24 protein-coding genes are annotated in these 22477 nt (G+C 44.5%); 20 read left to right on the top strand and 4 right to left on the bottom strand.

Annotated features, from left to right (window positions below):
* The first annotated feature begins 2 nt into the window (after positions 1-2).
* Positions 3-1595, top strand: coding sequence for a DEAD/DEAH box helicase (locus DESDE_RS12510; RefSeq protein ID WP_014794390.1), 1593 nt, complete (start codon positions 3-5; stop codon positions 1593-1595).
* A gap of 295 nt (positions 1596-1890) precedes the next feature.
* The gene (locus DESDE_RS12505) at positions 1891-2214 is read left to right on the top strand and encodes a hypothetical protein (RefSeq protein WP_014794389.1); all 324 of its coding nucleotides are present in this window, start codon (positions 1891-1893) and stop codon (positions 2212-2214) included.
* A gap of 168 nt (positions 2215-2382) precedes the next feature.
* Here the strand turns inward: DESDE_RS12505 and DESDE_RS12500 are convergent, their stop codons facing one another.
* Positions 2383-3045 (bottom strand): CatB-related O-acetyltransferase, encoded by a 663-nt coding sequence (locus tag DESDE_RS12500; protein ID WP_345787846.1) that lies wholly within the window; start codon positions 3043-3045, stop codon positions 2383-2385.
* Positions 3046-3690: 645 nt separating this feature from the next.
* Here DESDE_RS12500 and recA point away from each other — a divergent pair.
* The 10 genes from recA to DESDE_RS12450 all read left to right on the top strand — a co-directional run bounded on the left by recA (position 3691) and on the right by DESDE_RS12450 (position 12612).
* On the top strand, positions 3691-4731 hold the full coding sequence (gene recA / locus DESDE_RS12495; protein ID WP_014794387.1) for a recombinase RecA: 1041 nt from the start codon (positions 3691-3693) through the stop codon (positions 4729-4731).
* Between the two features lies 1 nt (position 4732).
* Positions 4733-5227 (top strand): regulatory protein RecX, encoded by a 495-nt coding sequence (locus DESDE_RS12490; RefSeq protein WP_041917268.1) that lies wholly within the window; start codon positions 4733-4735, stop codon positions 5225-5227.
* Between the two features lie 366 nt (positions 5228-5593).
* Positions 5594-7168: a ribonuclease Y gene (gene rny, locus DESDE_RS12485; protein ID WP_033422454.1), complete on the top strand. Its 1575-nt coding sequence runs from the start codon at positions 5594-5596 to the stop codon at positions 7166-7168.
* Between the two features lie 179 nt (positions 7169-7347).
* Positions 7348-7860 (top strand): hypothetical protein, encoded by a 513-nt coding sequence (locus tag DESDE_RS12480; RefSeq protein ID WP_014794384.1) that lies wholly within the window; start codon positions 7348-7350, stop codon positions 7858-7860.
* 83 nt (positions 7861-7943) lie between these two features.
* A complete protein-coding gene (locus tag DESDE_RS12475) occupies positions 7944-8723 on the top strand; it encodes a TIGR00282 family metallophosphoesterase (RefSeq protein WP_014794383.1) in 780 nt (259 codons plus the stop codon).
* A gap of 136 nt (positions 8724-8859) precedes the next feature.
* Positions 8860-9120 carry a stage V sporulation protein SpoVS gene (spoVS, locus tag DESDE_RS12470; protein WP_011459952.1) on the top strand — a complete coding sequence of 87 codons (261 nt, stop codon included), beginning with the start codon at positions 8860-8862 and terminating at the stop codon, positions 9118-9120.
* A 106-nt stretch (positions 9121-9226) separates the two neighbouring features.
* On the top strand, positions 9227-10174 hold the full coding sequence (locus tag DESDE_RS12465; protein WP_014794382.1) for a dipeptidase: 948 nt from the start codon (positions 9227-9229) through the stop codon (positions 10172-10174).
* A gap of 38 nt (positions 10175-10212) precedes the next feature.
* A complete protein-coding gene (locus DESDE_RS12460) occupies positions 10213-11064 on the top strand; it encodes a PHP domain-containing protein (protein ID WP_014794381.1) in 852 nt (283 codons plus the stop codon).
* A gap of 36 nt (positions 11065-11100) precedes the next feature.
* Positions 11101-12267, top strand: a complete 1167-nt coding sequence (locus DESDE_RS12455) for an aminotransferase class I/II-fold pyridoxal phosphate-dependent enzyme (RefSeq protein ID WP_014794380.1) — start codon at positions 11101-11103, stop codon at positions 12265-12267.
* Positions 12268-12303: 36 nt separating this feature from the next.
* Positions 12304-12612: a translation initiation factor 2 gene (locus DESDE_RS12450; protein ID WP_174270147.1), complete on the top strand. Its 309-nt coding sequence runs from the start codon at positions 12304-12306 to the stop codon at positions 12610-12612.
* 45 nt (positions 12613-12657) lie between these two features.
* On the opposite strand, the gene DESDE_RS12445 is transcribed toward DESDE_RS12450, so the two are convergent.
* Positions 12658-13143, bottom strand: a complete 486-nt coding sequence (locus tag DESDE_RS12445) for an HD domain-containing protein (RefSeq protein ID WP_014794378.1) — start codon at positions 13141-13143, stop codon at positions 12658-12660.
* A 233-nt stretch (positions 13144-13376) separates the two neighbouring features.
* Between DESDE_RS12445 and DESDE_RS12440 the strand changes: the two genes are divergently transcribed.
* From DESDE_RS12440 to DESDE_RS12425, 4 genes are all read left to right on the top strand, one after another.
* The gene (locus DESDE_RS12440) at positions 13377-13955 is read left to right on the top strand and encodes a TetR/AcrR family transcriptional regulator (RefSeq protein ID WP_014794377.1); all 579 of its coding nucleotides are present in this window, start codon (positions 13377-13379) and stop codon (positions 13953-13955) included.
* An 80-nt stretch (positions 13956-14035) separates the two neighbouring features.
* Positions 14036-15106 (top strand): DmpA family aminopeptidase, encoded by a 1071-nt coding sequence (locus DESDE_RS12435; protein WP_014794376.1) that lies wholly within the window; start codon positions 14036-14038, stop codon positions 15104-15106.
* 65 nt (positions 15107-15171) lie between these two features.
* Entirely contained in the window at positions 15172-16407 is a 1236-nt protein-coding gene (locus tag DESDE_RS12430; protein ID WP_014794375.1) for a hypothetical protein, read from the top strand.
* A gap of 194 nt (positions 16408-16601) precedes the next feature.
* Positions 16602-17054 carry an N-acetyltransferase gene (locus DESDE_RS12425; RefSeq protein ID WP_014794374.1) on the top strand — a complete coding sequence of 151 codons (453 nt, stop codon included), beginning with the start codon at positions 16602-16604 and terminating at the stop codon, positions 17052-17054.
* 1 nt (position 17055) lies between these two features.
* On the opposite strand, the gene DESDE_RS12420 is transcribed toward DESDE_RS12425, so the two are convergent.
* Both DESDE_RS12420 and DESDE_RS12415 read right to left on the bottom strand, forming a co-directional pair.
* On the bottom strand, positions 17056-17274 hold the full coding sequence (locus tag DESDE_RS12420; RefSeq protein ID WP_019850694.1) for a hypothetical protein: 219 nt from the start codon (positions 17272-17274) through the stop codon (positions 17056-17058).
* Between the two features lie 182 nt (positions 17275-17456).
* Positions 17457-18215: a tetratricopeptide repeat protein gene (locus tag DESDE_RS12415; RefSeq protein WP_014794372.1), complete on the bottom strand. Its 759-nt coding sequence runs from the start codon at positions 18213-18215 to the stop codon at positions 17457-17459.
* A 545-nt stretch (positions 18216-18760) separates the two neighbouring features.
* Here DESDE_RS12415 and DESDE_RS12410 point away from each other — a divergent pair.
* From DESDE_RS12410 to DESDE_RS12395, 4 genes are all read left to right on the top strand, one after another.
* Complete coding sequence (locus DESDE_RS12410) at positions 18761-20038, top strand: ATP-grasp domain-containing protein (protein WP_014794371.1); 1278 nt, start codon at positions 18761-18763, stop codon at positions 20036-20038.
* 9 nt (positions 20039-20047) lie between these two features.
* Positions 20048-20335 carry a hypothetical protein gene (locus DESDE_RS12405; protein WP_014794370.1) on the top strand — a complete coding sequence of 96 codons (288 nt, stop codon included), beginning with the start codon at positions 20048-20050 and terminating at the stop codon, positions 20333-20335.
* A gap of 81 nt (positions 20336-20416) precedes the next feature.
* Entirely contained in the window at positions 20417-21313 is an 897-nt protein-coding gene (locus DESDE_RS12400) for a succinate--CoA ligase subunit alpha (protein ID WP_014794369.1), read from the top strand.
* Between the two features lie 225 nt (positions 21314-21538).
* On the top strand, positions 21539-22426 hold the full coding sequence (locus DESDE_RS12395; protein WP_014794368.1) for an HpcH/HpaI aldolase/citrate lyase family protein: 888 nt from the start codon (positions 21539-21541) through the stop codon (positions 22424-22426).
* Positions 22427-22477: the final 51 nt, after the last annotated feature.

The following is a 22477-nucleotide window of genomic DNA, read 5'->3' as shown; positions in this document are numbered from 1 at the left end:
CATTGAGTGCAGAACGTTTACAATCTTTTGGTGAAATAAGTTTGAGCAAACAAACTCTCCAAGCATTATCGGAAATGGGGTTCGAGGAACCCTCGCCGATTCAGAAAGCAGCGATTCCCGTGGCTATAGATGGAGTGGACCTAATTGGACAGGCCCAAACCGGTACAGGAAAAACAGCTGCCTTTGGGATTCCCATCTGTGAAAAAATCAACCCTAAGTTTCAGGCGGTTCAAGCCCTTATTTTGACACCAACTCGGGAATTGGCAGTTCAGGTGTCGGAAGAGATCAGCAAGATCGGAAAATATCGCCATGTTAAACCCTTACCCATTTATGGAGGTCAATCCATAGACCGCCAGATCCGGGCACTGCGTTTTGGCAGCCAAGTGGTTGTAGGAACTCCGGGCCGTATCCTCGACCATTTAAATCGTGGGACGTTAAAACTACAGTACGTAAAAATGGTGGTTCTGGACGAAGCCGACGAAATGCTGGATATGGGATTTGTTGAAGATATAGAAACTATCCTTAAGCAGGTTCCCAGGGAAGAGCGCCAGGTTATGCTTTTCTCCGCTACAATGCCGCCGGAAATCAAGAAATTGGCTCAGAATTATATGAGTCAACCAAAATCTGTAGCCGTAAGCCGTGATGAACTCACAGTTCCTTTGATTGAGCAAGTCTTTTATGAAGCCAGAGACAAGATTAAAGTCGACGCCCTGTGCCGGATTATCGATATGGAAGATATCGGCCAAGCCATCATCTTTTGCCGGACCAAAAGAGGGGTTGATGAGCTTGTAGCTGCTTTGGAGGCAAGAGGGTATTTTGCTGATGCTCTGCATGGTGACTTAAGCCAGCAGCAGAGAGACCGGGTCATGAAGAAGTTCCGTGATGGCAAGGTCGAACTCCTTGTGGCTACGGACGTGGCAGCCCGGGGACTGGATATCGATAATGTCACACATGTTATTAACTTCGATATTCCCCAGGATCCGGAGTCTTATGTCCATCGTATCGGACGTACCGGCAGAGCCGGGCGCAAAGGTCAAGCCATTACTTTGATTTCCTCCCGGGAATACCGCCAACTTCGTTTGATCGAACGCTTGATTAAGACCCGGATCGTACGCAAAGAATTACCGACCTTAGCCGATGTCAGTGAACGGCAAGCAGAAAATCTCAAGAATCATCTTGTTAAGATTTTACAACGAGGCCACCTGGGAACCTATCGTTCCATCGTGGGCTCCTTGCTGGAGGAGTATGACTCCGTGGATGTAGCGGCGGCAGCCTTGAAGTTCGCCGTGGAGGGTGTTGACGAGCGAATTGAAGAGGAAGATGATATTGCCTTTGGTAATACGGGAGCAGCTCCCGGCATGGTCCGCCTCTTTATGAATATCGGCCGTCTTCAGCAAGTCCGTCCTCAGGACATTGTGCGTTGGATAGCAGACGAAAGCGGGATTCCCGGCAATATTATCGGGATGATCAACATCTATGATAAATTTACTTTTGTGGAAATCCCGGAACAACACGCCAGCCGTGTTCTCAGCTGCATGCATCAGAACATGATCAAAGGCCGTAAGGTCAACGTGGAACCGGCTAAGGCCAGATAAAGAAACAAGAGGCCGCTGTAAAATGGACTGCAAGTCCGTTGAACAGCGGCCTTTTTGTGGCATAGCGGATTTCGGATACGCCCTGATTCTCCAGGATTTTGCTTTCGGCGTTCACTCCATAAGCTTCGTGGAGCAATCTAATCGCTCAAGACCTTCGCTGCGTGGAGAGAGCGCTTGCTTCGCATATAAGAGGTCGTGGGTTCGAATCCCCTTATCTTCGCTAGAAAATTGAGACAAAACAGATGCATTTGCTTTGCCTTGACTTTTATATTATATTTTATTTAGGAGGGTAGTAATGAAAAAATTATTATTCTATATGCCAGCTATTATGTTCACACTTTTTTATGGAATAGTAGCACTTAGTGGTTTTAGTGCTATTTCACCTATTGTTGCGGTTTGGTTACTCTTATGGTTTATTAGCGGCTTTCTTCTTAATAAAAGTTATTTCTGGGGTAGTTTATTGGGTGCACTGCCAGCAATCCATTTAGTTTATATGGGAACGCAGGAAACTGGCCAGATTTTCAGTGAAACACCAATAGGCATTGTAGTCTTAGTTTTTTATGTTATTTGTGGATATTTGGTTTATAGAAAAAATACAAAACTATCAAACAAACTGTAAATGCATAATTATGAATACCATTTTACCTGCATCTATTTTGTACTAATGACACATGAAAGAACGTCGATATTGATACAATATTGACACGCTAAGAAGGCCCGGTAGGTATTACCGGGCCTTCCTTATTTCATATGATTGGCTGACTTAGCTATCTCTGATAGAAGAAAGCTATTTTTTCAGCATTTCTTTCAGTTTAGCACGTACAGATTCCAAATTGCTGTCGCACAGGATGGGTATAAACGCCGTAAGCTGTTCCGGTTCAAAATCCCACCATCTCAACTCTTGCAGCAAAGCGATCAGTTCGTCGTCAAACCGTTTCTTAATAGGCTTTGCCGGGTTCCCGCCTACAACGGTATAGGCCTCCACATCCTTGGCTACCACCGAATAAGCGGCGACAATAGCTCCGTTACCGATTTTTACACCGGGCATGATGACGCTTTCGCGGCCTATCCACACATCGTTGCCGATGATGGTGTCCCCCTTGAAAGGAAGCTGGGAAAGATGGGGCGGTGCAGCTTCAGTCCATGCGCCGCCAAAGACGCTGAACGGATAGGTGCTGATACTGCTGATGCGGTGGTTGGCGCTGCCCATGATAAACCGTACACCGTTGGCAAGGGCGCAGAATTTGCCGATAATGAGCTTGTCTCCAAACTCTGGCCAATTGAACAGTACATTGTTGCGCTCAAAGCCGGTGGGGTCAACGGCGTCATCGTAATAGGTGTAGTCCCCTACAAAAATATTGGGGGCTGTGATTACATTTTTTAAAAAGCAGGATGTTTTATATTCATTAGGAAAGATCTCATTCGGATCGAGAATCTGTATTTTATCCATAGTTTCCATCAGTTATTGCTCCTTTATTTTAGTAGTGTTATCACCTCCGGATTTATTGATTGGCGACGTAGCTACCGCCCTTTTTCTTCGAATTTCTTTCATAAATTAATCGTCTCCTTTTCTAAACGAAACCAGAACAATAGTGCATTCTATATCCTGATTGTAATAGTTAACTGTTACTTATATAATCCTCAGCTTATGGATTTATACTTATACCATTATATCATACGAGGTTTAACTTTTTTATGCGGCTATTCATTTAAAAAATCGTCGTTTTTGCCATATGCGGCCTCTGAAGCTGTGTGGCCAGGTAATTGGATAGCGATTTGTTTATCATTGTTGACCTTGATGCTTTTGCTTTCGGATGAAACGACACTACTGCTCGTTCAAGACTCAATCGGTCCGGCCAATGTTTATGTAGGCGGAGTGGAGAGTTTCGATAATTTGAGTGAATCTACACAAAGAGCTGTTTGTGCATTTTATGAGGAGCAGCTACTCTGAAAAGTAGATCGGCAACCCCCTCTGTTATTTTCTTCTAAATAAATGATTGACAGGCTTCACGCACAAAAGTATAATGGTAATCGAACAGATGTTTGTTTTTTGCCGTGAAAAAATTAAAAAGTATTCGCTTGAGGAGGAAACGAGATGGCCGGTAACGATAAATTAAAAGCCCTGGATATGGCTTTAAGCCAAATCGAAAAACAATTTGGAAAAGGGTCGATTATGAGATTGGGGGAGGCTTCCGCTAAAATGGCGGTAGAAGTCATTCCAACGGGTTGCTTGGCCATTGATATAGCCCTTGGGGTGGGTGGAGTGCCCCGGGGACGTATTATTGAAATCTACGGGCCTGAGTCTTCCGGTAAGACCACCGTTGCTTTGCATATTGCGGCAGAAGCTCAGAAGCTTGGCGGTGTTGCTGCTTTTATCGATGCGGAGCATGCTCTTGACCCGGTCTATGCCAAGGCTTTAGGGGTCAACATCGATAATCTCCTGGTATCCCAGCCGGATACAGGGGAGCAGGCCCTGGAGATCTGCGAAGCCTTAGTGCGCAGTGGAGCTATCGACGTCGTCATCATTGACTCTGTGGCGGCTCTTGTTCCCCGTGCAGAGATTGAAGGGGAAATGGGAGATTCTCATGTGGGTTTACACGCCCGCTTAATGTCCCAAGCGCTGAGAAAATTAACCGGCGCCATCAGTAAGAGTAATACCTGTGTTATCTTCATTAACCAGATTCGGGAAAAAGTGGGAATTATGTTTGGCAATCCGGAGACCACAACCGGGGGACGGGCCTTAAAATTCTATGCTTCCGTCCGTTTGGAAGTACGCCGTCAGGACACACTGAAGCAAGGTCAGGATATGATTGGCAATCGTACCAAAGTCAAGGTTGTTAAGAATAAGGTGGCTCCACCTTTCAAACAAGCGGAATTTGACATTATGTACGGTGAAGGTATTTCTCGTCAAGGCAGTATTGTGGATGTAGGTGCAGAACTGGATATTATTAATAAGTCCGGGGCCTGGTACTCCTATAAAGGTGAGCGGTTGGGCCAAGGAAGAGAGAATGTCAAAGAGTTCTTAAAGCAGCATCCTGATATTGCCGCTGAAATCGAGCAAAGCATCCGGGCAAGCATTACCAACATAAACGCTCCGGCGGCAGATGATGCCCTGGAGGAGCCTGAAGATATCTAAGATGAAGGATGCCTTGAATGCCGCCTTAACCTATTTATCGAGAAGGATTCTCACCCGTCGCGAACTCATCCAAAAGCTGGAGAAGAAGGGATTTCCAAGTCAGGACATCGAAGCTGCTATAGAGCGGCTTTTAGAATGGGGCTATCTGAGCGATCAGGAGTATGCCCGTACTTATTGCCTGAGCAAGCAGATGAATTACTCCAGAAAGAGAATTACCTATGAGCTAAAGGGCCGGGGGATTGAAGAAGGTGTAATTGAGCAAGCCTTGCAGGAAACCTATCTGCTGGGGCAGGAAGCAGAACTTTGTCGAAGACATGCCCAAAAACTTTGGACTGAGGAATCCCGGCGTTGGGAAACTTCTTATCAACATAAGAAAAGCTATGAAAAGATTCCCCGAGGATTTATGTTAAGGCAAAGAGTCGGGCAAAAGCTCATTCAAAAAGGATACCCTCAGGAAATGGTTTTTCAGATCATTGAAGAGATTAGGGAGGAATAACAGGAAGGCAGAGTCCTTCCTGTTTTCATATATGCGGATCAACAATAATAATGAAAACAGAGGAGCGCCGTTTCTTAGAATACTTGTACTATACATCTATATTCTATGTGGTTCTTGACAAATTTTTCAAAAGATATTACACTAAAAAGAGCCTATTTCTTTTAAAGTGAGACCTTTAAGGTTTTCTTATAGATTGCATCGTAGTTAGTATTTTATATGGAGGTATCGAACTAGCGGCGTGTAGGTTTGTAGGAAAAAAGAGACAATTTCTTTGTCTTAAATTGAAGGTTTTCTTTTAAAGAGCTGGCATGGTCCCAGTCTTTTTGTTTTTATAGGGAGAACTAGGAGAATGATAACCAAATAAGTATGTGTTTAGGAGGTGAAAATTACTTGGAACTATCTGAATTGATCTTTATAGTTATAGCAGTCGTGGTATCCCTTTTTGTGGGTGGTTTTATAGGCTGGGTTATTCGCAAGAATACCTCGGAAAAGCTCATTGGATCAGCTGAGGAAGAGGCAAAACGTGTCATCGAAAATGCACAGGGTGCCGCTGAGGCAAAACGCCGAGAAGCTGTCATTGCCGCCAAAGAAGAAGTCATGCATATTCGCAATGAAGTGGAAAAAGAATCCCGGGAACGCCGCAATGAGATTCAGCGGATGGAGAGACGGGTTATCCAAAAAGAAGAGTCTTTAGACCGTAAAATGGAGTCTTTAGAGCGCAAGGAAGATAATCTTCATCGTAAAGAAGAAGAAGTAGACCAGCTCAAAGAGGTCCTGACGCAAACTGTAGCCAAAGAAAAACAAGAGTTAGAACGTGTCTCTGGTTTATCCACTGAAGAAGCGAAGCAAATTCTGCTGCAAAGTGTAGAAGAAGAAGTTCGTTACGAATCCGCTATTATGATTAAAGATATTGAGACAAGGGCTAAAGAAGAAGCAGAGAAGCGGGCTAAAAACATCATCTCTTTGGCGATCCAGCGTTGTGCAGCAGATCACGTGGCCGAGAGCACCGTGTCTGTAGTGGCCCTTCCCAGTGATGAAATGAAGGGACGAATTATCGGACGGGAAGGACGTAACATTCGTACTCTTGAGACCTTAACAGGGATTGATTTAATTATTGATGATACTCCCGAAGCTGTAATTCTCTCTGGGTTTGACCCAATTCGTAGAGAAGTTGCCCGGGTTGCCCTGGAGAAGCTCATTGCCGATGGACGAATTCACCCGGCCCGCATCGAAGAAATGGTTGAAAAATCTCAAAAAGAGGTGGATCAACATATTCGTGAAGAGGGAGAGCAAGCTACCTTTGAAACGGGAGTTCATGGTTTACATCCTGAAATCATCCGCCTCTTAGGGCGATTGAAATTTAGGACCAGTTATGGTCAAAATGTCCTGAAGCATTCTATGGAAGTATCCCATTTGGCAGGTTTGATGGCTGCCGAACTGGGTGCCGATGTCCAACTGGCTAAACGGGCAGGATTACTGCATGACCTAGGAAAAGCTGTGGATCACGATACTGAAGGGACTCATGTTCAGATCGGTGTCGATCTGGCGAAGAAGTATAAGGAATCTTGGGAAGTTATTCATGCTATTGAAGCCCATCATGGTGATGTTGAGGCTAAGACCATAGAAGCGGTCTTAGTGGCTGCAGCAGACGCAGTCTCAGCCGCTCGTCCAGGGGCTCGTCGTGAGACTCTCGAATCTTATATTAAGCGTCTGCAGAAGCTGGAAGAGATTGCCGACACCTATGAAGGTGTAGAAAAATCCTATGCAATTCAAGCAGGACGTGAGATTCGGATCATCGTAAGACCGGACAAAATTGATGATGTTCTGGCTCCGAAAGTGGCTCGCGAAATCAGTAAGCGTATTGAAGATGAATTGGAATATCCAGGTCAAATCAAGGTTGTAGTAATTCGTGAAACTCGTGCAGTGGATTATGCAAAATAATCATGGAATAGTTTAATCTTGAACATTGCGGACAGGTGAGAACATCGCCTGTCCTTTATATTTTCACAAGAAACATGGAGGAGGAAATCATCTGGCAGGACTTTACCCGAAATTGACGAATTATTATGGAGTGATGAGAAGCAGCAAATATTCAGTTTGATTAGAAAGAGGATGACACTATGGGACGTTTGAACCTCCATTATAATGATGGGGGAAGTGCACCTGATGGAGTAGGGTTGCTGATATCCATTTTAATCCGCTATCCGGAAGTATGCTCTGTCCGTTATCAACAGCCGGACCATGCCCTGACTTTCCGCTTTACAGTAGCGGGCTCCAATCAGGGAGAAAAGTTTAGGGATACATTGAGAGAGGCCTTAAGGGCTTATCATAGAATAGAAGGCTATCCAATGCGGATCTGCGAAATAGAGCTTAAGCTGGAAAGCGGTGTGGCATTAGTAACCGTTACCCGGGACGTTGAGAGTATGAACGAGAGAGAGATTGGTCTGATCGTTGATTTGGTGAGGGACATAACTCAGAGCATAATCTATGATGAGACTGAGATTCCTGAGGAAGAGCAAGCATTTCAGGAGGAAGTTATCGGGCAGATTCTCCAGTCCTTTCGCGACTGCCGCTTAGAGAAAGGGTTTATTGCGGTTCGGGAAGAAGGACGGGTTTTGGTCTATAATAGTTAGCATTGAGTGGGTAGGTTTTGGATGGGCTCTTTTTGGGCATATCAATACTATAGCGGATTGGCGAATGATTGGGGATTTATAGAGTGAATATACTATTTATTGGCGATATTGTAGGCAACCCTGGCCGTGAGGCTATTAAGGTATTCCTTAAACCTCTTATAAAAGAGTATGGGATTGACTTAACCATAGCTAATGGAGAAAACGCTGCCGGAGGTAAAGGACTGACCAAGGAAGTAGCTGAAGAGCTCTATGACTATGGAATCGAGTTTATCACCATGGGTAATCATGTCTGGGATCAGCGGAGCATCATGAAGTTTATTGACCAGGAAGCCCGCTTGATCAGGCCGGCCAATTACCCTGTTGGTGCACCGGGAAAAGGATATGGCTATATAAGAACAAAGGGCAAGAAAATCGGAATACTTAATCTTTCCGGTCGAGTATTTCTCAATAATCTTGAGGATCCCTTTAGTGGCGCCATTCGCTGGATTAATGAGATGCGGCAGGAAACCCCTCTCATTATTGTCGATTTTCATGCGGAAGCTACCTCAGAAAAAGTGGCTCTGGGCTGGTTTCTTGATGGTAAAGTTTCAGCGGTTTTGGGGACTCATACACATATCCAGACGGCTGATGCCCGCTTATTGCATCAAGGAACTGCCTATATTACGGATGTGGGGATGAGCGGACCCAGGGACTCTGTTTTAGGGGTTAAAAAGGAAACCATTATTAATCGATTTTTAACCCAGCTCCCTGCTAAATTTGAATTAGCGGCAGGCCCCATACAACTTAACGCAGTGGTTATCGATGTGGATGAGAGTACAGGTAAAGCCCGTTCAATCAAGGCTATTCAGCGAGTGCAGGAGTAAATTTTGGCAATAGGAAAAAATATTTAAAAAAGTCTGAAAGCTCTCGGATAAAAAGAGGATTTTTTCCACCTTCTGGAGAATAGAACTAATGTATGTGGAATATATGTCAAGTGATTCGAACAGGAGGTTGTCGTTCATGGATGTGTTAAAAGTCTCAGCAAAATCAAGCCCAAATTCTGTTGCAGGTGCTTTGGCTGGAGTGCTCCGAGAGAGGGGAGGTGCGGAGTTGCAGGCCATTGGTGCAGGTGCACTTAATCAAGCTGTAAAGGCAGTAGCTATTGCCAGAGGGTTTGTTGCCCCGAGCGGAGTCGATCTTGTATGTATTCCTGCTTTCACCGACATACAAATTGACGGAGAAGAGCGAACGGCAATAAAGCTCATTGTAGAACCACGTTAAGGAAGGTTCGGTAGGGTATTATACTTTTAATGATTATGGTTTAGAAGCAGGACACCTGTTGGCTTAAGGCGGCAGGTGTTTCTGATTTTGCTAGGGAGGATAAGGTATGAAGGATTTTTGGGTCATAGACGGTCATTGCGACAGTATCCTCGATTTTTTGGAAGGAAAAAGAAGTCTGACTGCCCCCCAAGAGGGAGGGCATTGGGATATCCAAAGGGCAAAAGAAGGCAAAGTGATTCTCCAATTCATGGCTGCTTTCATTGAAAGCCAGTATAAACCGGAAAAAGGTACTCTTAGAGGATTGGAGCTTATCCATGCTCTCCATAGATTCATTCAGGCCAACACGGAAAACGTGGTTTTGATCAGGCAAAAAAAGGATTTGGCAGACCTTCACCCTTCTAAAGTGGGATGCTTATTAAGTATTGAAGGGGGAGAAATCCTTGGCAACAGCCTGTTTCTCTTGGATATTATCTATGAATTAGGGGTGCGCGCTTTAGGCCTTACCTGGAATCAGAGAAATGCCATCGCCGATGGCGCAGGGGAAATGACCCAAAGCACCTTGACCCAATTCGGTGAGAAAGTCATTCAACGTATGAATGAACTGGGTATGCTTATCGATGTATCTCACCTCAATGAAGCAGGGTTCTGGCATGTTCTCAAGCTCAGTACCGAGCCTATCCTGGCCTCTCATTCCTGTGCCTATGCCCTTTGTCCACATCCCCGTAATCTCAACGATGAACAACTTAAGGCACTTGCTCACAATGGGGGAGTTGTGGGTGTGAATTTTTATCCGGGGTTCTTAACTCAAGAGCCCAAAGCCAGCCTTTATGATGTGGTGCGTCATATCCAATATATAGCGGAATTGGCGGGGGTGGATGTGATTGGCTTGGGTTCGGATTTTGATGGCATCGATGATACCCCCGCAGGTCTGGAAGGAGCGGACAAATATGGAGATTTAGCTGAGGCTTTGCATCACGCCGGGTTTAGCGGTAAGGAAATAGAAAAAATAATGTATAAAAACTTTATGCGTTTACTTTCTACCGTGCTAAAATAGAATAGTTAGTGTATATTCCCTGGAAAGAGGTAAAGATCATGCCCGAAGTTAAACTTAGATACCCGGAAGCTGATTTGCATTGTCATACTAGTGCATCTGATGGTTTACTTACGACCTGGGAGCTGGTTAAACAGGCTGCAGAATTAGGACTTAAGGCGGTAGGAATAACGGATCACGATACCCTAAGCGGTTGGGAAAAGGCCATCCAGGCAGGCAAACATTTCAATGTGGATATCCTCAAAGGAGTTGAACTCAATACAGATTGGGCTGGCGTCGAAGTTCATATTCTAGGATACGAGATGAATCCCAAAGCAATGATACTTGAAGATAAGCTTTCCGAGCTAAGGGAAGCACGCTTCAATAGAGTATATAGGATTATTGAAAAACTGCAGGATTTAGGTATTCCGATTCAGAAAGCTGAGGTCGAAAGAATAACGAAAGGGGAGTCCGTGGGGAGACCCCATATTGCTCAAGTTCTTGTTAATAAAGGGGTGGTAAACTCCATTCGTGAAGCTTTTGACCGCTATATAGGAACCGGAGCACCGGCCTATGTTCCCCGCTTAAAAATAACTCCGGAAGAGGGAATTATTCTTATTCGCGAAGCCGGTGGCGTTGCTGTATTGGCTCATCCCGGGATATATGGATTGGAAAAGGGAATTGAGCAGTGGGTCAAAGTAGGGTTGCAGGGGATTGAGGTGAATCACTCTGAACACACCTCTGAAGATGAGAAGAAATACCGAGCCATAGCAAAAGAATATGGATTGCTGATGACGGGTGGTTCAGATTTTCATGGGGAAGAGCGAAAACCGGGTGTTCGTTTAGGCGGATGGGGAACTTCCTATGAGATCGTGGAAAAAATCCGCAATCTAGCTTGTTCGCATCATGTCTGAATCGTCGGCATAGGTAATTGGGTAGGAGGTAAGGTTTTGAAAGCGCGACGTTTAAGCAGTTTAGGAGCATCTGTATTTACGGAAATGGACGATTTAAGAAAAGAATTGGAGAAGGCTGGAAGAACTCTGATTAATCTCAGCATTGGTAGCCCCGATCGCTCCCCCTCAGAAGAGATACGTCAAGTCTTGGCTGAAGGAGTCCTTAATGGCAGGAATTATGGCTACACTCTGACCCGGGGAACGGAGAACTTCAGATCAGGATGTGCCCGGTGGTACAAAGAGCGCTTCGGCGTGGATCTGGATCCTGAAAAGGAAGTTCTGCCTTTAATGGGCTCCCAAGATGGGCTTGCTCATATCTTTTTAGCCCTGTGCGATCCTGGAGATGTGGCTTTAATACCTGATCCGGGATATCCCATATACACAGCGGGATTGGTCTTGGCCGGGGGAGAAAAAGTTTCTCTGCCCTTAAGGGAGGAAAACGGCTTTTTACCGGACCTGTCAAGTATTGAGGATCAAGTAGCCCAGGAAGCTAAAATTATGTTTCTTAATTATCCCAACAACCCCACTGCTGCAGTGGCTCCTTTGTCCTTTTTTGAAGAGGTCGTTGGTTTTGCACGAAAAAATAATATTGTGGTTTGTCATGATGCCGCCTATTCTGAGTTGGCTTTCGATGGTTACCGCCCTGTGAGCTTCCTTCAAGTTCCGGGTGCTAAAGAAGTGGGAATAGAATTCCACTCTGTCTCCAAAACATACAATTTGGCAGGGGTCAGATTAGGGTTTGCGGTCGGCAATGCTGAAATCATTGACGCCTTGGCTGAACTAAAATCAAACATAGACTATGGGGTATTTGAACCCGCTCTACAGGCTGGTGCCTATGCCCTCAGTGCCTCTCAGGAAAATGTCGAACAGAACCGTCGGGCCTATGAGGAACGGAGAGATATCTGGGTTGAGGGGTGTGCACAAGCGGGGTGGTCCATGCCCACTCCACAAGGTTCCATGTTTATTTGGGCTCCAGTACCCACATCACAGGATTCTCGCAGCTTTGCCTTTGAGCTGGCCCGCGAGGCTGGAGTTATTGTCGTCCCCGGTGTTGCTTTTGGGGAATATGGAGAGGGGTATGTACGGATTGGCATGGTTCAGGATCAGGAGGTCTTAAAAGAGGCTGTTCGGCGAGTTCAAGAGTTTCTGGCCGCAAAGGATTAAAAAGTTCAACCTTGGCATAGAATACCTATGTAGACTATGGCTAGGGGGGACAGAGGCTTGGAGATTCATGAAGAAATTAAAAATCTTCGCGAAGAGCTCAGGGCTGCAAAAGGGCGAATCGAGGAATTGGAACAGCGGGTGGAGCATCTAAGGGTTAGCCGCAGAGTCCTTATGAATCTACTGGAAAAGGTAGAGCGGGAAAAGGTAACTCTTATTCATAAATTGGAAAAGGAAAATATCCGTTTGCAACGGGATAATACCCGTTTTGCCAAATGGATTTTTTCTAAGAATCGGGAAATAGTCAAGCTGCAGGAAAAAATTGAGGAATATAAAGAGAAGGCTTAAACGAAAGAAGCCTTCTCTTTATATTTATACTTTAATGCTTAACCCTTAATGCCGGTTATCCGCCAAGTAAAGCAAGTATCCTTCCTGACTGTGAGGAGTATGATGCTCTCCGATGAGTTCAACGATGTGAGGATCTAAACCGATTTCTGAAGCCATTTCCGCCCCCCAAGCCGGATGGGCTTCAGCCGCCCGCAAGGGAGCAGAGATAGGGAAGTGAGAGGAGATTAAGGTGTTCCAAATTTTGCGAGGCCCCTTTTGCAGCAAAACAATAGCAATCCGCTCCCACACTTTGAGAGGATATCTTGTCTTTCCGCAATCATGAAGAAGAGCTGCGATGAGGAGATGGGAATCCCGAATCCCTGAGTTCCATAAATCCAGTGCCACATCCAGTGCATGACGCTGTTCCGGAAGAGGCTGGGCTTGAAATAATGGGAGAGAATGAGGAGGAAGGAGGGTGATGGCCCATTCCAACTCTTCCTCCCGGATGATTGGATGTATTGCTTGCCAAAATTGGTGGACACGATAAAACATGGAAACCCCCTGGAATATCAGTATTTGTTCTGCGCAGATGAATGAAATCGCAGGAAAGTAGCTTTTCATATTATTTTACAACGAACTCCGGTGATTGTACATTTACCTCGGTGAGATCTTCCTGGATACAATATAGAAGAAAATTCCAGACAAACTCTTCCGAGGAAGGAAAATAATGGGATTAAGCGAATAAGGAATTATAGGATAGCGGAATGTTCAAAGGAGGATTGATTATGTCTGAGTTATCTCGCCGGGAGAGAAAAAAACTGGAGACGTATACTCGACTTTATAAGTGTGCAATGGAGCTTTTTCACAAACAAGGATATGAACAGACCTCAGTGGAGCAGATTACCCAATTGGCGGATGTAGGTAAAGGCACCTTTTATAATTATTTTCAATCCAAGGAAGCCGTCGTATTGGAATACTCCCGACGTAAATATCAGGAGTTGATAGCTTCAGGCAGGGAGGCTGGATACTCCCTTCAGGAGCGTTTGGACCATGTGCTCAAGAATTGGTCCCAATTCATGACCAGGGAAAAGGAACTGGCTTGGGTAGCTGTTAAACATAGGGAAGAAGCCGAGCTGGATAAAGGATTACACTATGGAATTATAGGTATTATAAGCCATGGTCAGCGCATTGGTGAAATCAGCAAGCGCTATGATCCTGTTTTTTTAGCAGAGAGCCTAGAGGGCATGGTGTTACAGCATTTTCTGCATTGGTTTGTTACAGGAGAAGGAAACTTAGAGAAAGAGATGGAGGATGTCCTTAATCTGTTTTTTGAGGGACTGAGTGAACGAAAGCTTAGGGCTTAGAATCATTATGAAGGGGCAGAGAGCAAAAGTCTGTTCTGATCTATCCCTTGAAGTGCATAAAGTGTCAAGGGGTGGTAAAAATGGAACGGCGAAGTGCCCGATCCTACGGCTTATGGATGGGGGAGCTCCTCCCTGGATTACATAACGATATCACTGATGTGCCCGGTGTTTTGGTGGGTCATGTTTCCTTAATCAAAGGTTACGGGCCGCTCATTCCTAGTATGGGCCCTGTCCGTACCGGTATTACAGCCATTCGTCCTCACCCGGGAAATATCTACCGTGAACCCTGCTGGGCGGGAATTCATGTCATCAACGGCTTTGGAAAGTCTCTGGGTATACCCTATATACAAGAGACCGGCCTGCTTAATTCTCCCATTCTCTTGACCAATACCTTGAGTGTCTATGATGCAGCCCAAGGGATGCTGACTTATTTATTGCAAGAAAATCCGGAGATCGGTCATGATGCCCGAACCCCGAATTTAGTGGTTTTTGAATGCGATGACTCCTATCTGAATGATATCCGCGGCCGCCATGTGAAGCCCTGGGATGGTATTTTAGCCCTGAACCGTGTGGCAACGGGACCGATAGTCCAGGGGGGTGTCGGGGCGGGAGTCGGAATGTCCTTATTTCAATTGAAGGGAGGAATTGGAAGTGCTTCACGTATGGTCCCCGTCAACGATAAGGAATATAGGGTGGGTATGTTGGCCTTGACCAATTTTGGACAGTTAGAGGATATGCTCATCAATGGAGTTCCTGTAGGTTTAATGATGAAAAGGATGAACCATGATGAGATTCTCTGCCAGGTTCCGGGCTCCCTTATTTTAGTGGGTGTGACCAACGCCCCTCTCAGTCGCCGGCAATTGGATATGCTGGCGGCAAGGGCCCCGTTGGGATTAGGCAGGACAGGCGGGATATCACGGATGGGGAGCGGGGAATTTTGCTTAATGGTTAACAACAATGGGTTGGAACTTAAGAATTCTATCAGTGACTGGGAGTTGGATCCCTTTTTTAAAGCGGTGGTCGAAATAACCGCTGAAAGTATCTGGAATTCCATGTTCTATGCTACGTCAATGGAAGGACGGGATGGACATGTGCGCGAGGCTCTTCCGATTGAAGAGGTATTATGCTGGATGGGACTAAATTCTCCTTAAGATGTCATGATATCCCCGGTTTGAGCGTAAATATGTAGTGTGACAAAAGTTAAGGGAGGATCATTGTGAATAATTGGCTTGAAATCTGGGAGCAGCATCCGGATGTTTTTATTGCCCAAAACTGGCAGGAGTGTCCTGTCGAAAAAAGAAAAGATTTGCGCCTTCCCCAGCAGTATAATTATTTCTTTGGTGGAGAGACTGCATTGCGTGTTGGCATCGTGGTAAGCCAAACCCTGCTGAAAGAAGAGGAATTTTTATTAGCCGGCATGCTTTGGGCGAACCGTTTGAGCAATGGGGCACGAACGGTTATATATTTTGTTGCGCCTGATTTTTCACCCTTTTTATTGCATGCTTTATCGAAAATAGGAGGTCTCATCAATGCCAAAGCGGTGTATTGGAGAGAACGTTTATCCCCCAGCCTCTATTTAATACCTGAGGCGCCGTCAGGCGCTCAGAAGCGAATTTCAGTGGGGGAACGCAGGCCCAACTGGCTGAAATGGAGGCAAGAATTAAACCCGGTAGCCCAGCATCAGCTCTTTGTAGTCAAAAGTTTTTTTGACAAGCTTGCCGATCGAGGGGTACGATGCGAATTAAAACCTCAAAGCATTTCCTATATGTGGGGAAATATAGAGATTGCTGAGATAAAACGAAAAGGTAAAAAATTTGAATTTACGACAAAAGTTAAAGGGCTGAAAAATGGAGAAAAGGCTCAGTCCCTTCTGCGTCAAGGCTGGGTAGATGCTTCAGGGGAGTTGAATAACGAATTCTGTGCAGCTATCCTGCAAATTCTGGAGGATATAGAAGAGAAGGAGCGAAAGGGACAACTCAAGCCGAAAGATCAACTGTCTTCATGGCTTTATCAAGGCGGTGGAGTACTTTCTTCTTTATGGGGGGCACCCAAAGATTGGCCGTGGTTGCCTAAGGATCGAAGTGAATCCTGGATATCGGATCTGGGTCAATGGCATTATTTCGAAGGAAATGGTCAAATCAGTGTCATCTGCCCGATCCTGGATAAACCATTGACACAAGCCAGTCAAGCCATTCTTCTGTCCAGTGTTTTGGAAAAGAGCACCTTACTCCATCCTGACAAAACAAAACCCAACACTTCATGGGATATGCGGATTCATTGGCTTACCTTGAAGGACTTTGAAGAAGAACTGAGACTTTGGCTTTCTTGGCTGAAATATCCAGAAAGATATCAGGTCTGGATTTTGCCAAGTAACTGGCAAGAGGAAGGACTGAATGAGTTGGTTTGCCGGAGCTCTCCCTACCGAGAGAGAATCATGGATGAATACTCTTAATTTAGCCGAAACAAAAGAGTGCAGAACCCCTGTGTTCCAATCAACATAGGGGTTCTGCACTGTTCATATCCCAAAGCTATCTGGGATAATTTCCGTTACTTATGGGTAAATGGACCTGAAAACAAACATTAAAAAAACTCTGTAATAAATATTAAATATATCGTATAATTATACAAATAAATGGAGGGAAAGATATGAATTTACGAAGAGCAAATTTAATGGATGTAGAAGCTATGATGTCACTGATCAATCACTTTGCTGATCAGGGCTTGATGCTTCCCCGGTCCCGGAACTCACTCTATGAATGTCTCAGAGAGTTCTTAGTCGTCGAAGAACAGGATAAGATTATTGGCACAGGAGCCCTGCACATTATCTGGGATGATCTGGCTGAGATACGGGCTCTCGCCGTGTTAGAAGACTATCAGGGTAGAGGAGTAGGCAGAAGTCTTGTTAATGCCCTATTGGATGATGCACGAACCATCCTGTGCCCAAGAGTCTTTACTCTAACCTATCAACCCGGTTTTTTTGAACGTTGCGGTTTTACCATGATAAATAAAGAAGATATGCCCCATAAAGTATGGAAAGAGTGCATTCATTGTGTAAAATTCCCTAATTGTGATGAAAATGCTTTGATGCTGAAGTTATAAATCAGGCAATAGAAGAGGATTTGTTGAAGCAAATCCCTCGGTTCGAGCGGTGTGACAAGATTCCTCCGTCGTCAAGTATCATGCGCAGAAATTTCCACTGTAACTCAAGGTAAGCATTGGCCAAATCATGTTCACTTGTACCCTGAGCAATCAAAACTTCACGACAAGAAGATTCGAATTCACGAATAAATTCTAAGGCATCTTCATGAGATGACAACATAACCAATTTCACCTTCCTAATACTTATTCTATAGACAAAAGGAAAATATTTTAGAGAAATCTGTACTATCCTCAACTTGTCTCTATTATAAAAAATCCCTTCCGTGAAAAGTGTTGTAATTAGGAGAAGCCAAGCCGTTTAATTAGATAAAGAATGATGAAAAATAGTGTTTTTGTGTAAATTTATGCTGGATGAGTAGTAGGGACCTTGATAGTTCTCCAAAGAGAAATATCAAAGATACGAATATTCCCCAATAAGTAGTGTTTTTTCGCTTGAGGATACTCCTTCAAAACGGCATAACAATCTCCAAGGGAATGATGAAGCGTGGCTGTATAACTTAAGGTAAGCAGAAACTGAGTGAAACGATTGGCCCCATTAAAAGGAAATCCAGACTTTCGGGCCAGGGCCAGACTCAGTTCATAAATCTTGATGGCGGCATCCCACTTATTCATTTGCCGTAGGACATGACCCAGTACACAAAGCAAAAGAGGATCTGAAGTATAGTGAGGGTTGTCGTGGATTATCCTTAAGGCATGCTTGGGACGGCCCTCACGCAAGAGAATGTCGGCAAGGGTTGCGCACACAAGAGGATCATGAGTGTTTTGATACTTCTCTAATAAGACAATGGCTTGCCTTGCCTCATTGAAATAGAAATAAAGTTGACTAGAAAAATGGGAAATTGCTAGGGGTGTAGAATCCTGAGTGATTTCCTTTGCCATTTTTTGAGCAATGGTCTTTTTATCTGGAGTGGGGAAACTTTTTTTGTGCATCATTAAAAAATAGGAAATAAGAAAGCCAATGATGAAGGCTGAGAACCCGATGATGTGACCAAAACGCCAGCCCAAGATCAAACTGGCCGGACAAAAGAAGATAAGTAAAGAAAAGAAATGATAAAGTTTATAGACATAGAGAACTTCCAAATCATATTGAACTTGACGCATGCATAACCTCCTAATATAAGACAATCTCTGAAGAATTATATGAGCTTGATTCATTCAATATGATACTTGGGATGATGAATCCTCTTGACTCTTAGATCCTAATAAAAGAGGAAAGATGTTCTCATATTATAGCGGTCTGACCTTCAGGAGGTATAATAATTTTTTGATTTCTTTGCAGGAATTTTGTTGCGAATATAGAATTAGATACATAGTGTTTTAAATGGTAAAACGATGTTTTACTAAAACGAAACACGAAATACCCTATGAAAATGGAAGTCGAAATATTCTTAATAGATTATCTTATCTAATTTATACACAAAAATGTTGACTTAAGGGTCTGTTCCATAGATAATAGGATTATACAAAGGAAAATGAAACTGTGTTTCAATATGTAAAACTCAAACCTTTGTATACCTAATCCTATCCATGGTGCTCAAACGAAAATCATTGATTTGAAGTAGAGTCAAGGGAAGGGGTGAGGGACTTCTTTAATCACGCTAAGAACGTCTCTGGTACAGAAAAAACAGTATGGAAGGGATTTATGCATGGCAAGATTTCTAGAGTATCAAGGTAAAGAATGGCTTGCAAAAGCAGGAATGCCGGTACCCAAGGGTCGTCCGGCATCGACCCCCGAGGAAGCAAAAGAAATTGCTGAATGGATTGGCGGGCCTGTTGCAGTAAAAGGTCAAGTACAAGCGGGTGGTCGTGGTAAAGCAGGAATTGTTAAACTGGTTAACACTCCTGATGAAGCAGCAGCAGCTGCTGCTGAAATTCTCTCCAAAACAGTTAAAGGTCTACCGGTGCGCACAGTTCTTGTGGAAGAAAAGCTGGATATCAAAAAAGAATTCTATTGCTCTTTTGTTGTTAACGGAGCAAGAGAAGCCCGCTCGCCAATGCTTATGTTTAGTCTTGAAGGCGGTATGGATATCGAAAGTGTTCCGGAAGAGCAATTGCTGAAGATCAATGTGGACCCGATCAATGGACTTCAGACTTATGATGCAGTGGACTTGGCTGCTAAAGCAGGAGTTGCTCCGGAAGAATTAACAAAGTTTGCTAAATTTTTGACGAAACTTTCTCAAACTTATAAGAAATACGATTGCATGACGCTTGAGATTAACCCCTTCGTTATGACAGGGAATGGAAACCTCATCTGTGCTGACTGTAAGATGGAAATCGACAACAGTTCAGTAGGTCGTCATCCAGAGTTCGGTTTTGACATTGCCCGCGATCTGCCTGGTGAGCCCACTGAGTTGGACTACATCGGTTGGAGCATTGAAGAAACGGATGCCCGTGGTACCGGCTTCCTAATGAATATGGGATATGATGAAGTCAGCCCCGGATACATTGGCTATCATCCCATCGGCGGCGGTTCTGCCATGATGGGCTTGGACGCCCTCAATCAAGTGGGTCTGAAGCCGGCCAACTATGCTGACACCAGTGGTAACCCTGTAGCCTCCAAAATCTATCGTGTAGCCAAATCGGTACTTTCTCAACCCAATATTGACGGATATCTCCTTGGGGGCTTCATGATGGCCAACCAAGAACAATGGCATCATGCTCATGCCATAGTCAAAGTTCTTCGTGAAATCCTTCCGACCCAAAAACCAGGACTGCCTTGTGTTCTCCTGCTTTGTGGTAACCGGGAAGATGAATCTCTGGAAATTCTTAGAACGGGCCTGGCTGATCTTATGACCAGTGACGGACCGGGAAAAAGAATTGAGATTTATGGAAAAGAATATGTAACCGATACGAAGTTCATTGGTGAAAGACTCTTAGCCCTGAGCAAAGACTATCGGGCTGAGAAAGAAGCTCAAGGAAAGTAGGGAAATAACGTGCTGGAATTCGCTGAAAAAAGTTGCAAAATCACAATCGATACCAGCAAGTGTGATACATGCCAAACAAAAGCATGTGCAGACGCCTGCAAAAAGTATGCGAGAGGGTTGCTTGGAATAGACGATCAAGGCAAAGCTTCAGTAGCTCATCGTACTGAGGAAGAAGTTCTTCGTCTTGGTACGGAATGTCTGGCCTGTGAATTTGCTTGTAAATTCCGCGGCAATAATGCAATTACGATTGAAGTTCCTGTAACCGGTTTGGACGAATATATTGCAAAACGTGCCTGATTGAAGGAACGATTTGCACGACAAACTCTACAGAAAAGTTACCCTAGGTAAACTAGCAATTTGTTTAAATGAGGGATAAAGATGGGCATTTTGATCAATAATGAGACCAAAGTGATTGTCCAAGGAATTACCGGACGGGAAGGTTCGGTGCGGACAAAGTATATGAAAGACTATGGTACGAATCTGATCGGTGGAACAAGTCCCGGAAAATCAGGACAAGAAGTTCACAGTGTTCCGGTATTTAATACTGTTAAGGAAATTGTCCGCGAACAGGGTGATATCGACTTCAGTGTAATTTTCGTACCGGGAAGTGCTTTGAAAACAGCTGTTATGGAAGCCGCCGACGCTGGGGTTAAGAATATTATTCCCTGCGTAGAAGGCACTCCTATTCATGACATTATGGAAATGATCGCTTATGCAAAGGCTAAAGGTTCAAGATTGATTGGACCGGGTTCCATTGGTATTCTCACTCCGGGAGAAGCCGTAGTCGGATGGCTTGGCGGCAACGTGGAGTGGGCTAATAAATTCTTCCAAAAAGGTCACATCGGTGTATTTTCACGCAGCGGCGGGCAATCAGGAACTATTCCCTGGGTGCTTAGAGAAGGTGGATTTGGCGTCAGTACTGTCATTCACACCGGAACAGAGCCTGTTCTTGGTACCTCCATGGCTGATCTCTTGCCCTTCTTTGAAGAAGACCCTGATACCCATGGCGTAGCGGTTTACGCAGAAATCGGTGGATCCCAGGAAGAAGAATGTGCTGAAGTTATCGCAGCCGGTAAATTCACCAAGCCTTTTGTAATCTATGTAGCCGGTGCCTGGGCTCCGGAAGGTCAACGCTTCTCCCATGCTTCTAATATCGTTGAGCGTGGCCGCGGTTCTGCAAAGAGCAAGATGGAAGCAATCACCCAAGCCGGTGGATTTGTAGCTGAAAGACCGACAGATATTCCCTTGATCCTAAAAGAAAAATTAGGTAAATAAGGTTAGCTTATAAGCTTAAAACTATTTCGGTATAGATGGGATATCCCCATCTATACCGAAATAGAAAACCAAGGTAGGTTATTCGATGACTTAGCGCCACTAAGTGGCATCATAATTTAGTGGCGGTCAGCCATCGAATAACTGATGACAATCCATTGATTAACTTCGCAACTAGGGGCAAATGCTCTTAGAAATATTATTAAATTATTAGGGGGTATATCTACCATGGCTGTTATGAGATCCGTTATGTACATTCCCGGAAACAATCCTAAAATGGTGGCTAAAGCACCTGAAATTCCTGCCGACATCATTACCTTCGATTTAGAAGATGCTGTACCACCTGCGGAAAAAGAAGCAGCTCGTCAGATCGTAAGAGAAAATTTAGAATATGGTGCCACTGGTGGCGCCCAAGTATTTGTTCGTCTCAATAACTGGGAAACCGGCTTAACTAATGATGACTTAGAAGCTATTGTATGGCCTGGCCTCCATGGCGTTACCTTAGCTAAAACCGGTTGTGCAGCCGACGTACAACGCCTGGAGTGGAAACTGGAAGAGTTGGAAATGCGTCGCGGAATTCCTGTTGGAACTGTAAAAATTTCCATGCTTCTTGAAACTGCTAAAGGTATTGCTAACGCTGAAGAATGCTGCTTAGCCAGCAAGCGCAATGTCAATGCTATCTTTGGTGCTGTTGACTATTGCCGTGACATGCGTGTTAAAATAACAAATGAAGCGGTTGAGCAACAATATGGCCGTTCAAAAGTCGGAGTAGCATGCCGTGCTGCCGGAATCGTTGCTATCGACGCTCCTTTCGTTGATTACGCCAATATCCCTGCCTTTGAAAAGAACGTTGCCGAAGGTAAACAAATGGGCTATGAAGGTCGCATGATCATTCACCCAGGACAAGTTGAACCTTCCAACAGACTGTATGCTCCAGATCCTGCTGATGTTAAATGGGCTCAAGATGTAGTTAAGGTCTTTGAAGAAGAAGGTCTGGCCAAAGGTAAAGCTGCCGTTTCCTTAAATGGAAAAATGGTAGACACCCCTGTTTATCTTAATGCAAAGGATATCTTAGCGTCTCAAGCTGAAATTGATGCTAAAAATGCCGGCAAATAAGCGGTCATGAACATCGTACTTCATGCATAAACTCAATAGTGGCAGGTCGCT

The sequence above is a fragment of the Desulfitobacterium dehalogenans ATCC 51507 genome (assembly GCF_000243155.2).
GTDB lineage: Bacteria > Bacillota > Desulfitobacteriia > Desulfitobacteriales > Desulfitobacteriaceae > Desulfitobacterium > Desulfitobacterium dehalogenans.
Note: the sequence above shows the minus strand (reverse complement) of the source record. Positions and strands in the feature narration are given on the sequence as shown.